Origin of the sequence: Flammeovirga sp. EKP202 (genome assembly GCF_014534745.1) — a bacterium.
GTDB lineage: Bacteria > Bacteroidota > Bacteroidia > Cytophagales > Flammeovirgaceae > Flammeovirga.
Map to the genome: position 1 here is coordinate 42,115 of NZ_JACVVP010000027.1, position 13,537 is coordinate 55,651.

Here is a 13,537-nt window from a genome sequence, read left to right on the forward strand (position 1 = left end):
TCAACTGAAAAACTAATTTTTACTTCTATGCAACTAATTTCTTACTATAAATCTTTTCACATCTTTAGTTCCTTTGGCGGTAGTAACACTTAAGAAATATACCCCATCCAATAGATTTGAGATGTTAATATCTTCCATATGGTGTGTATCAATTTCTTTGACCATTACCCCGTAAGAATTATAAATAAATGCTGTCGCTACTTCTATTTCCTCGCTTGTAATAATTTCAGTATGAATCATTCCGTGAGCAGGAACAGGGTAGATGTTTAATTCTTGAATTTTGATTTCATTTGTTTGAATTTTGATGATGTTAGAGTACTCAAAAGCACCATCAAAATCTACTTGCTTTAATCTATACCACTTATAACCTCTAACTTTTCTTTCTGATGCATCAAAAGCATACTTTATGGAGATATTTGAATTACCATTTCCGTCTACTTGACCGATATTATCGAAACTACGACCATTTCTAGATGCTTGTATGATGAAGTGGCTGTTGTTGATTTCTGAGGCAGTTTCCCAATACAATGAGATGGACCCATTTGAATTTTTTTCTCCTTCGAAGTAGGTCAACTCTACCGGTAAATCATGATTATTAGATCCGCCAAATGTGAAAGGTGAGAAGCTTGAAGCTAAACCTGACATCAATGTTCCTTCATCATCACCTACAGTATGCTGTGATTGATTTCCTTGATCTTCCCAAACTGAACCATTATAGTGCATCACTTGTGCATCTAAAATATGTGTGTTTTGTAATCCGCTGTTTGAATTATAAGTAAGAATAACCGCAGCTCCAGCAGCACCTGAAATTCTATCAACGTTCCAGTATTCAAATTCACTTACAATATCAACAGTAGATGAAAGATCGATATTTCTATAATTGGGGTGAGTTGTATTGAAATACTCTACTCTAAATGTTGTTTTGCTATCAGCAGTTGGAATACCAATTCCAGCTTCTCTAAGTGTACTGTTTTTTCCCACTGGGAACATTAAGAAAAAGTCATTACCCGAAACTCCCAAAGCAGCTTTTGTTGCAGCACTATACTCAATTTCTTTCGTAAGAGGACCTTCTATATAAGAATTACTTGATCCTCCAGAAGCATGACCCGACCATGAATACACTGCATTGGTTACAAAAGAAAACTCATCCAGGGCTAAGGTATTGGTTTCAGATGTAATTAATTTCCCATTGATAAGTGTTAAAGCAGCTAAGTTATAGGATGAGTTCACAACGTCAACTTTGTATCCCAACGTAACCCCTGCAGTTGAAGTTGTATTCATGGTAACAGATCTTACTACATTGTTGGTAGGTGCTAGCGTTACAGTACCAGAAGCTGTTCCTGCAAACGAAAGGTCTACCGACGGATTGGTGTTTGAAGCCAAATCCGCAAAAATAGTCACATTCTCATTGATGGTATTAGCAATAACTAAGTCGTTTCCTTCAGTATATATATTAACGTCAGAAGAAGTAAGGTCAGCAGTAATAGCGGTGTTTCCATTAAGGATTACCGAATTGATATTGGTGCCTACTCCTTCTAAAGTACCTTGTGCAACAATCTTTGGGTTATTTCCTGGTAAGTTATTGATGTCAGATAACGATATTAGGTTATTTGATGCACCACTTGTAGACAACGTTACATTATCTTCTACAGCAATACTTCCTGTCCAGTTTAATCCACTGTAATTGCCTGTTCCTGTTGATGGTACAGCAAATTCAGCACCTTCTTCTAATACAATATCTTGCACATTGACATATAATCGACCTCCAGAATGATTGTCAGCATTAAAATTTCCTGAACCTGAAACGATAATGGTTCCAAAGTGACACGTAGTTCTGTAAGCTGTATTGTTGATGGTCCCGTCTACAAATAAAGTATCAATAACTACATCTGGATCAAATAAATCATTTCCTATATAAACATTTTTTCCTGATTGAATTCTAATGTTATAATTTCCGGTCCAAGACGGTAAAGAATTTCCATCCTCATCCACAAAATGTGATAAACTTCCTCTAGTTCCTATATAAATGAATCCTGAAGCTGAATTTGATACTGAGTAAGTTGTAGCGTTAATATTAATTTTTACTATTAAAATTAGGAGTAACAATAATAAAATCTTTTTCATTTTTTCAGTGAGTAAAGGTGTAAATTAGGTTTGGTCTGTCTAACGGTTTAACTTTTATTTAGGATATATTTTAGATAAAGCAGATGCGTGAGGTTTTACTTGTAATGTGATTATTTTTAGCTGTTTAAAATATGTTACAATTGTATTATTTGGATTAAAATTGACGTATGGGAATATAAATATTGTATATATCTAATAAATTGAGTTTTGTGTAATTTTATTTTAGATGTAATGAATTTGTATTTTATAGTATCTAATTGACGTAAAAAGACTTAAATAACTCAAATCTTAGTATTGTACTTTCTATTGAGTTAGAGAATTTAAAACAAATTTGGGTAGATGTAGTCCCACTTCAAATCGTTCACTTTTAGTGTGGAAGCTAAAATGTATTGTTTGTTAGAGAAAATGACTTTTTGGAAAATTAGATCAAAAAAAAGAAGAGAACTTACTCTCTTATATCACCCAATTTGTTGAGGGTTGTGTTTTTTATCGATGCGTTCGCTATTCAATATTTACAAGCTCCGATAATATGGATTTCCATTCCGTATGTTTCTTTATATAAGCAGCTACAAAAGGGCAAAGTGGAAAAAGTTTGTACTCAGTATTTTCTTTAATATCAGTGAGAACGCTATGTATAAGTTTAGAACCAATTCCACGACTTCCTAAAGAAGATGGCACTTCAGTGTGGGTGAGATAGATGTTTCCTCGAGCTAGCATATAATCTACATGGGCGATTTGATTGTCGATATTAAATTCATACCGTTTCTTTTCTTCGTTATTAATGAGTTGATATTCCATGAGTAAAGGATTTTAGTGATGGATTATTTAATATAAGTACAAATTCAAAATTATCTAATACTAATTCTATTTATTGATTTGTGATTACTTCCTTCAAAAAAGTATTAATAGAAGTAAAGGTGATAGTAAACCCAATTTAAATATAGTCTTATAACATAGATTACAATTTAGTATCGTACCTCTATTTTAATGTAAAATATCATGAATCGATTACGAATGTCCCATGTTATTATATATGGTGTCTTTATTAATCATTAGATTAGATATGATTATTTATTCATTTGTTTTAGCCTAATGGACAAAACAAATTATTATCTAAAACCAATTATACTCTTGACTTATGAAAGTGAATCGCTTTTTTAAGGTATACCCATTCGCCTTATTTTCAATCCTATTTATACTTAGTATAATTACCAACCTTAAAGCACAGCCTTATTTGATGAATACAAATTCAAGTGGAGGTATTCAGAATGCAGGTGGTATTTCTATTTACAATTTATCATCTCCTGCAGGAACTCCCCCTGAATTTTATGATCATGGAGAATCTTTTACTGGTCAACCTGGTGATTTTAGTTCTTTAATACTAGCTTCAGATGGTTATATCTATGGACATACTGAAGGAGGAGGTGAAAATTATAGTGGTATATTTTTTAGAATAGACCCTGCTACCAACACGGTAACTCAATTATTTTCTTTTGATTATAATAATCATTTTCCTATTTATAACATGGTTGAACACAATCAGGTTCTGTACGGAGTAATGAGAAGAAGTAGTAGAGAAGATGTAGTATTCGCTATTAAACTCAGTGATCCTACTCATTTAATAGCTCTTACTAACTTAACAGACAGATTTAAAATAAAGAGACTAGGAGGAGGTTTTTATAAATTAAATAATAAGCTATATGCTACAATATTTGATGGGCTAGATGGGTCTAATATTGTAAATGGAGGTGTATACGAATATGATTTATCTACAGGAAATGATAGGATATTATGTAGTAGCCCATATGGTTATATATTAAGTTCAGGTGCTCTTTCTCATCGTAATGTGCAAGGAAGAGATAGATTGATAGTAGCCAATTCATCTTCTCCATATGGAGCAGGTGGTTTTTATGAAGTAGATGCCGAAAGTGGTTTTATTCATGAAATTAGTGTCGTAAGAGATCGAAAATTTAAAGGCTCAAAATTCTCAGGTGTATTTAGAAATTCTTCAGGTGATTTTTATTCTAGATCTTTTGAAGATGGAAGTGCCGGAGTAGGTACATTGGTAAGTATACTTCCAGATGATAAAAAAGTGACCAAAGAATTTACTTTAACTCCAGCAAATGGAACTGCAATTACAAATTTAGTACCGAATGGTCATGATTTAATAGGTATGACTCAGCCTTTTGATTTTCTTTCTTCAGGGCCTAATAGAGGGGTAATATATCAAATTGATAGACATGGAAATTACAAGGAACTTTATCATTTTAAAGATATGTCTTATCCTTCTGAATTTTTTATAATTACAAATGATAATGGAGGAACAGTATGGGGTATTGCGGGATATGGTGGAAAAAGTAATCAAGGGGCAATTTTTAAATACGAAATCGCAACCAATAAGATGGAAGTAATTGCAAACTTTGGTTCGGATACAGGTTTTGTACCTGAAACAAGATTAACTTCTTTCAAAGATGGAAAATATACATTTTCGAATAGAGATGGAGGTATTAAAAATGGTGGTACATTAGCTTCTTTTGATCCTTCTACAGGAGCAATAGGTCACTTATATGCTACGGGGAATAACTCTCTAGCGAAACAAGGTTATTCAAACGGTGCATTCTTGGCTTCAAATGGAAAATACTATGCAATTGAAAGAACTAGAGCAACAGCATATGATATTTATAAAGATTCCTTATTCTATAGAGACCGTTTAGTTCAATTCAATGATGATCTTGATTCAGTAACTGTATTAACTGCAAGATTTAAGAATAGAATTAATGAAACAAATGAATATGCTCCCTATAATGTTATCGGTGAAATTATTGAAATACAAGGGAAATTAGTTTTTACTTATACTAATAGGTTATATACTTATGATTTATCATCTGGTCAGTTTACAGAACTTTTAGATCTACACAGTAAAAGAAATGTGGATAATAGTGATGCTGCTTGGGATTGGGGAGAATTATTCTCTACAGCTGTAACAAAAAAGGATGACAATACTTATTATTATGCAACACAAGGGTCTGGAGAAGTATTACCTAATACACATTGTGGCACAATCTTGAAATTAGATGTTTCTACATCACCTTGGACAATTTCACATGAATATACTATTGATCCACTTACCTCTAATAGTGCTTATAGGTCAAGAATTCAAGTAAGGTCTGCAGGTAGAGGAGGTGTAGGTGTTAAAGGGCGTATGTTAATATTACCAGGTACAAACTCAGATCCAGATACATTAGTATTAGCTTCTGAGTACAATAGCCCAACAACATTAGGATGTATACTAGCGTACCCAATGGGTGAAAATGGAAATAGAATCGGAACGACACATATCATTAAAGAATTTCCTGAAACAGGTTTTGATCCAGATTCAAATACATCCGCAAATGATAGTACTGATGGATGGTTCCCAATGGCAGATTTAGCCTATTATGATAACAAAATTTATGGTTTTACTAAAGGTGGATTAACAGGAAGTTACACTTCTGCTGATCATGGAGCTGAAAGAGGAACAGCCGCTTTTAACGGTACTTTTTGGAGTATTGATAGGGCAAATGCTAATGCATTCGAATTACTTTATACTTTAGAGGAAAGTACAGGGATTAGTCCATTATTAACATCAACAGATATTATTCAATTAGCACCAATTTCAGGTAATAAGTTAAATGCCGATACGTTAGGCTGTGCAATTACTACAAGGACTTTCAAAGTGTATGGTTATAACCGAGGTACTCTTCAGTGGTGGTCATCCAATTCGAATGTGACATTAGTACCATCAATGACCAACGCTGATAGTGCAACTTTTGATTTTAGTAACGTCCCTGCAAATTTAGAGCAAACAACGACAATAAGTGTTGCTGCTTATAATCCAATAGCAGCATCTGCTTATCAATATGGAGATACATTATTATGGGATGTACATCAATATGTTCAACCAAGTATAGGTAATATTGTCTCATCTGTAGATTTACATTGTCCTGTGCAACATGCTCGTCTAACTTTAAGCTCGTATACTCATGTCGATTCTTTCTATTGGGAAATTCCAACGGACATTGTTGCTCTGACAAGTGTAAATGATAAAGATGAAATACAAATTGATCTTAGTAGAGAAGATTATGGTATGCATCAAATTATTTGTCACGCCTTTAATGGTTGCGGTGAACAAGTTTCAGATACACTTTCTTTTGAATTAGTTGATCCAAATTATGACCTTCAATTAACGAGTACAGCAAGTTCCACTTGTACTGATGGTAATTTAACTTTTTCAGTGACAACTCCGGTAAGTGGTCAAACAATAAATTGGACTATACCTAATGGAGCATATATTGTAGGGGCAAATAATCAAAATGCTACGTCTGTTGAAGTAGACTTTTCAGGAGTTGCTCAAGGTAGTCATCAAATCATAGCATCAGTTCAAGCCTCTTGTAATGTTAATCTTGCAGATACAACTTCAATAGATATTCATACAGTTCCAAGCATTCATAGCTTATCAGCTAATAGAGCGTTATCTTGTGATGATGAGATAGTTTCATTCATAGCTGATGTGGATGGTGCAGAAAGTTATCAATGGACTTTCCCAAATGATGCAATTCTGATTTCTGGTCAGGGTACAAAGTTAGTGACTTTAGATATGTCAGATATTATTACAGATTCAGTGCAAGTTAATGTGACAATAGGAAATTCATGTAATGTAAATATCTCGGATTCTATACAAATTGCAGTACCTAGGGTACCTACAGTGTCTGGTATCGATATTTCAGATGACATTATTCATCCAAATGATACAGTGTCCATGACGGCATCTAATGTAATGGGCGGAGTAGAGTGTATATGGACTTTACCACAAGGAGCTCAAATATTAGGAGCAGATAATGAAGAAACTATACAGTTCACAGTAAGAGAATCTAACCTTGGAGATCATAATGTAGGTGTGCAAGCTGTAAATAATTGTGGAGCATCTACTATAACAACAGCAGTTATTCGTATCGAGTTTAACCCTAATTCTATTGAGAAGGAATACAAAAACGCAACGGTTGTTTATCCTAACCCTTCAAAAGGTGAGTTGTCATTGGTTGGAATTGAGGAGAGTTTAATATCGATAGTAGTGAGAGATATCAATGGTAGGATTGTAAAAAAATATCAGGGAGAACCGAAAGATATACAGCTTAATAAACTTGGAAATGGTAAATACTTTATGGATGTTTTTAATGAGAAATCTAATTATGGAATCCATTCTATTATAATTCAGAAATGATAAAAAAGTAATTTTCAAGTAACATACAAAGTTGAACACCTCTTAAAATAAGGGGTGTTTTCTTTTGTTTAAGATGACTAAAAACATTTTACATGTTAATGATAACTTATTAAACCTTTGTCCTAATGACTAGATTTACTTAACTTCCATAAAGTAAATATATTGTAAACTAAGTTTTCGTTAATTAATATAACTCCTTTTATAAAGGATTAATGGTAGTGTGTTGTGGTTCGCGAGGACGTTGCAATGCAACGACCCTACAGAACTGCATTTTAGATGGTTATTTTTAAACCATTGTTGTTTGATTTGTAATCAGACCATCATTTAGTAGTACCTCCCTCGGCCTTGAAGGGAAAAGCGTTAAGAATTTCATGTATTGAGCCGTTAAAAATGATTTTTTTGTTTGAGCTTTAGCGAGTTTAAAATCATTTAGGTGAGAGGAATGGAATTTAGCTTTTGACTTCAAAGCCTTGAATTTTTTGCTTCGTTTTTGTTTCAAGACAAAAATGAAGAAGAAGGAAGCTTGAAAGTAGATCCTATAAATGCTGCAGAAAGGCTGATTGAAAGTTAACGGTAATTTAGTTTAGTAAACACCAAAAACGACCAATAGATGTACATTAACAGAACCATCAACTTCAAAATCTTTATTCAAAAAGCCTATAAGCCATTAATATTTCTAGCGCTATATGGTGCATTGATTGTAGTGCTTTATGAATATTTCAATATGACATGGATCAAATTGCCATGGTCCATATTATCAATCGTAGGTACGGCAGTGGCTTTTTATGTGGGCTTTAAAAATAATTCAGCTTACGCCAGAACTTGGGAGGCTCGTAAAATTTGGGGAGCGATCATTAATACCAGCCGTACTTGGGGAATACAAGCTAGAGACTATACATCCAACCTTTTTGTGAATGGTCAAAAACTGGAGGAAGATGAGCTGTATCAAATTCATAGAGATTTAATTCTTAGACATATTGGTTGGACCTACCGATTACGTCGACAGTTATGGAAACCTCAACCTTGGGAACATTCTCATAAGCTTTCTAATGACATGAGAAAAGAACTTGGAGATACTTTCGCTTCACTTTCTGAAGAAGAAGAGTTAAAGTTATTTATTGAAGACCATGAGGTGGAAGAGTTACTCCAGAAGAAAAATATATGTACACAAATCATAAGTAATCAATCTAAAAAACTCTTAGAGCTGAGAGAAAAGGGGATAATCGATGATTTTAGACATGTAGAGTTACAAAAATTACTTCGTGATCTTTATACCCAACAAGGAAAGTGCGAGCGTATCAAGAATTTTCCATTACCAAGACAGTATGCCAATACTTCTTTTGTGTTGACTATTTTGATCGTTTTTCTTTTGCCTTTTGGAATGGTGTCTCAATTTAGAGCTATGGGTGAAGGGTTGGTTTGGTTGACTATTCCCTTTACTACAATTGTTGGAGGAATCTATTTTATCATGGAATTTGTAGGGGATTTTGCTGAAAACCCGTTTGAGGGGTTGGCATTTGATACGCCGATGACGAGTCTTTGTAATACCATTGAAATTGATCTGAAGGAAATGCTAGGGAAAGAAAAGTTGCCAGAGAAAATAAAGCCACATGGTTTTGTTTTAATGTAGCGTTTTTAGAAATCATCAAAAAATAAAGGCGTTTGAAACATATTGTTCTAACGCCTTTATGGTCTAACGCAAAAGACAAAATTAAACTTTATCTTTTTTTAATGTGATAAGAGCATAAGCAATTGCACCTACTAATGGAGGCACCATAAAGCCCATTGCTGCATATTCCAAATACGCTGTTGCTATCATTGTCGTTGGAGTTAAGAGAATGTAATTCGGTTTTTTACGCCACAAGTATAAACAATTGTGCGTCCTAATCCAACAAAAGAACTGATTTTAGTCATTCTTTTATTCTGACAATTCTTTCACTTTTTTGATCAGTTCTTTTTGCTCATCGGTAAGCGAAGTTGGAACTTTCACATTATAAGTAATATATAAATCACCGAAGACCTCATCTTGTTTGTATTTAGGGAAACCTTTACCTCTGAGTTTCACCTTCATACCATTTTGAGCTCCCTCTTTTACTTTCAATTTCACTTTACTATCAAAAGTATCAATGGTAATATCTCCACCCAATAAAGCAGTATATAAATCAAGGTCTACAGTTTTGTAAAGATCACTTTCTTTACGTTCAAATTCAGTATTATTGATAATATTGAAAGCAATCAAAAGGTCACCGTTCTGACCTCCGTTTATTCCCGCTTTACCATGACCAGGAATCTTGATGACTTGACCATCTGCAATACCAGCAGGAACTGTTACTCTAATATTTTTATTATTGATCTTATAAGTACGCTTCTCTGTTTTGTAGATGTCTTTAAGGTCTAAAGTGACATTGACTTTGTAATCTCCACCTTTTTTAGGTCTTGGAGAAGATGCTCCACCAAACATTGAGTTAAAGAAGTCTGAAAAATCGGTACCGCCTTGGCCTCCACCGAAGCCGCCAAAGCCGCCTCCACCAAAACCACCACCGCCGCCGAAACCTCCAAATCCTCCGCCACCGAAGCCTTGAGATTCGAACTGATCAGCGTGTTCCCAGTCTTTTCCGTATTTATCGTATTTCTTTCTATTTTCCTCGTTCCCTAATACCTCATTTGCTTCATTGATTTGCTGAAACTTCTTTTTGGCTACATCATCGTCTGGAATTTTGTCAGGATGATATTGACGAGCTAATCTTCTATATGCTTTTTTTATTTCGCTTTGAGAGGCACTTTTGTCAATCCCAAGCACTTGATAATAATCTATATATTCCATTGTTAATTCTTTCTGGTCGTTCTAATTTGACATATTAATAAATGGTGTATTCTACTCGAAGAGTGCTTTATACTCTTCTTTTCCCTTTATTGGATCACGAATATAAAGTTATAGTAACCATTTTTACTAAAAATTTAAGGAGAAAGTTTTTAATTAAGATCGCTTTTAACTGTAACTCTAGTCTCACCAATTATTGGGATACAATTTATCCTACATAATATAATACGTAAGAAAGATATTATGTTTAATAGAAATTGAGAAATATTTACAAAATCTTTCAATACATCCCTTTTAGAACATGGAGAATAGAGTATGAAACAGAAGTTAATCTGTCTTTTTGCTTCATTTATAATGTGCATTGTAAGGTAAGTACGCTGTAAACTAAATTATCGTCAACTTTCAATCAGCCTTTCTGCCAGCATTTATAGGATCAACTTTCAAACTTCCTTCTTCTTCATTTTTGTCTTGAAACAAAAACGAAGCAAAAAATTCAAGGCTTTGAAGTCAAAAGCTAAATTCCATTTCTCTCGCCTAAATGATTTTAAACTCGCTGCGCTCAAACAACAAAATCATTTCTAACGGCTCAATACATGGAATTCTGAACGCTTTTCCCTTCAAGGCCGAGGGAGATACTACTAAATGATGGTCTGATTACATGTTAAAAGACAAAGGTTTTATAATAATTTTCTAAAATGCAGTTCTGTAGGGACGTTGCATTGCAACGTCCTCGCGAACCACAACACACTACCATTAATCCTTCATAAAAAGTAGTTGCATTAATTAACGAAAATTTAGTTTACAGTGTAGTAAGTTTCACCAACATTCAATAGACCTTTCTACTATTATTTATACAAAGCCCCTTGATAAGTATCTCGCTCTTTTAATCTCTTTTCAATCATCAATTGAATTTGATTGGGACGAATACCCCAATTAGGTGCAATTCTTAAGTTGATAGGGGTGTCGCTGCTGAAACGTTGGATAGCAATATCGGGACGAAGCCTTTCTAAGAAATCCACCATAAAATCCACATATTCATCAGGCTGGAAAAGCGGAAATTGAGAGGGGTCTTCTTTGAATTGTTTAGCCATGATCGTTCCTTTTACAATCTGTAATTGATGAAACTTTAACGATTCTAGTGGCAATTTATTTAAGATTTCGGCTTGTGCTAAAGTTTCTTCTCTTGTTTCACCGGGTAAACCAAATAACATATGTCCTGCTACTGAAATACCTCTATCAACTACTTTTTGAATCGCTTCTACAGCGTCTTCAAACGAGTGCCCTCTGTTTACTCTGTCTAATGTTTTGTTATAGCAAGATTCAATACCGAATTCGATAAAAATCAAATGTTCTTTGGATAATTCTTCGAGGTAATCCAATTGTTCATCAGAAAGACAATCAGGACGGGTACCAATCACTAAACCATCAATTTTTGGATGGTTTAATGCTTCAGAATAGATTTCTTTCAAATATTCCAAAGTTCCATACGTATTGGAATAGGCTTGGAAATACCCTACAAATGCTTTTGCACTATGGTATCTGCCAGGTAGAAATTCCATACCATGATCAATCTGTTTTGTGATACTCAGCATTCCATCATGAAGGTAATTTGGAACGAAACTATCATTGTTACAAAAAGTACAGCCACCATATCCCAATGAACCATCTCTATTCGGGCAGGTAAATTCCGCATGAATAGAGACTTTTTGAATACGTCCTCCATATTTATTTTTTAACTGTTGGGAGTAGGGGAAATACCTTCTAGATTGAAAGTTCATGATCAATGTGTGGTTATAACCTTATTTTGTGACTAAATTTTTCATTCGCTCTTTATGTGCTTTTGTATCACTGATGTGCTTGAACATAAAGACGCCTAGCATAGTTGCAATTACGCTACAAATACCGACTATGTTATAATTTTCCAGCTTATCTGTAATTGGATTATCAATTATTATCAGTCCTGAGGCGAATGAGGCCAATCCTTGAGATAGATTTTGTACAGCCGAACGAATACTCATAAAACTACCTCTTTGTTTTGGATCAGCAGTCCCTAAAATCAGAGCATTGGCAGGGATAGATCTTGCTCCACAAATAAAGAACAAAGAAGAGAATACAAGCACTACGGGAATACTCATTGAAGGTACATTGGTGAGTACTAATGCCGGAATGATTGTAATAAAAGAAATGATTACAAATACATGATACTTACCATGATGATCAGACCATTTACCAATTTTTGGAGAGAAATATAACGTGGCCAGACCTCCACACAAGTAAATCCATGTGAGTTGTTGATCTAAAAATCCAATATTTTTCACCATATAAGGTGAGAAGAAGGGAATGAGTAAGAAATGACCGAAAAACACTAAGAATAAGGCAAATAAGCCTTTCAGTTGTTTTGTGTTTTTCAGAACATTCAATAATGGAGAAAAGAAGGCCTTCTTCCCTTTAGTTGGGGTGTCATCCATGTGTCCTTTCATTTCCTCTAATCTATAATAACATACAAACCAAAGAATCGCGGATACCACTGCAATAATGATAAATGGAGCATGCCAATCAATTGTAACCCCTAGGTATAAACCGATCGGTACACCTACGGCAGAAGAAACGGCAAAACCTGTCATTAAAATACCAATACCTGTACCTCTTTTTTCTTCTGGAAGCATATCACCGACAATTGTAAACAAAGTGGCATTGATCAATCCACCGAAAATCCCTGTAAACAACCGAGCAAAGAGTAGAAAATCGTAAGTATTTGCGACTCCACACAATACAGTTCCGAAGGTGAAAAAGGCATAGATGAATAAGAACATCTTTTTTCGTTCGAATTTATCAATAAAGAAAATGGATAAAAGCCCGGATACTGAGGCGGCTAGTGTGTAAGAAGATACCACTGCGCTCCATTGTATAGGTGTCATATCGAAAGTTTCTTGTAGAGTATGTCCTAAAGGCATCAATACAACGAAGTCTAAGATATTCGTAAAACTAACTGCAGCAAGCATGTATAGCGTTACTTTCTCTTTTTTATTTAGTGAGATCATACGGGAAATTGTTTAGGTAGAAGTTCGCCTTCTATGAATTGTCAGTCTATAGTTAAGTACACACATTTGTAAAGTTAGAGTTAAAACAATAAAAACGAGCATCACTAAACTTTTATTATGATAAATCTGTGTTAATCAAGTTATAAGCAGTTGTACAATTAAAATCGGAAGTTTTGGATTTTCTTTTTTAGCCTACTCTTCGTTAGAATATCATCACGTAGCTTCGACTATGCTCTTCTATTCTGCCTTGATTAGACTAAAAAATAATAATCCAACTTATCCCAATTTTAA

The 13,537-nt window shown here is 34.2% G+C and carries 7 protein-coding genes; 2 read left to right on the top strand and 5 right to left on the bottom strand.

The genetic code is table 11. The features are described 5' to 3' along the window. Positions 1–33: 33 nt before the first annotated feature. Positions 34–2,124, bottom strand: a complete 2,091-nt coding sequence (locus IC221_RS16800) for a T9SS type A sorting domain-containing protein (RefSeq protein WP_188170086.1) — start codon at positions 2,122–2,124, stop codon at positions 34–36. Positions 2,125–2,625: 501 nt separating this feature from the next. Further along, complete coding sequence (locus IC221_RS16805; protein ID WP_188170087.1) at positions 2,626–2,922, bottom strand: GNAT family N-acetyltransferase; 297 nt, start codon at positions 2,920–2,922, stop codon at positions 2,626–2,628. A gap of 439 nt (positions 2,923–3,361) precedes the next feature. Here IC221_RS16805 and IC221_RS16810 point away from each other — a divergent pair, with 439 nt between their 5' ends. Both IC221_RS16810 and IC221_RS16815 read left to right on the top strand, forming a co-directional pair. Beyond that, positions 3,362–7,384 (top strand): choice-of-anchor tandem repeat GloVer-containing protein, encoded by a 4,023-nt coding sequence (locus IC221_RS16810; protein WP_188170088.1) that lies wholly within the window; start codon positions 3,362–3,364, stop codon positions 7,382–7,384. A gap of 610 nt (positions 7,385–7,994) precedes the next feature. Next, on the top strand, positions 7,995–9,014 hold the full coding sequence (locus IC221_RS16815) for a bestrophin family protein (RefSeq protein ID WP_188170089.1): 1,020 nt from the start codon (positions 7,995–7,997) through the stop codon (positions 9,012–9,014). Positions 9,015–9,302: 288 nt separating this feature from the next. Here IC221_RS16815 and IC221_RS16820 read toward each other — a convergent pair whose 3' ends face one another. From IC221_RS16820 to IC221_RS16830, 3 genes are all read right to left on the bottom strand, one after another. Beyond that, positions 9,303–10,208 carry a DnaJ C-terminal domain-containing protein gene (locus IC221_RS16820; RefSeq protein ID WP_188170090.1) on the bottom strand — a complete coding sequence of 302 codons (906 nt, stop codon included), beginning with the start codon at positions 10,206–10,208 and terminating at the stop codon, positions 9,303–9,305. A gap of 842 nt (positions 10,209–11,050) precedes the next feature. After that, a complete protein-coding gene (locus tag IC221_RS16825) occupies positions 11,051–11,983 on the bottom strand; it encodes a TIGR01212 family radical SAM protein (RefSeq protein ID WP_188170091.1) in 933 nt (310 codons plus the stop codon). 21 nt (positions 11,984–12,004) lie between these two features. After that, a complete protein-coding gene (locus tag IC221_RS16830) occupies positions 12,005–13,246 on the bottom strand; it encodes an MFS transporter (protein WP_188170092.1) in 1,242 nt (413 codons plus the stop codon). Between the last annotated feature and the right edge of the window lie 291 nt (positions 13,247–13,537).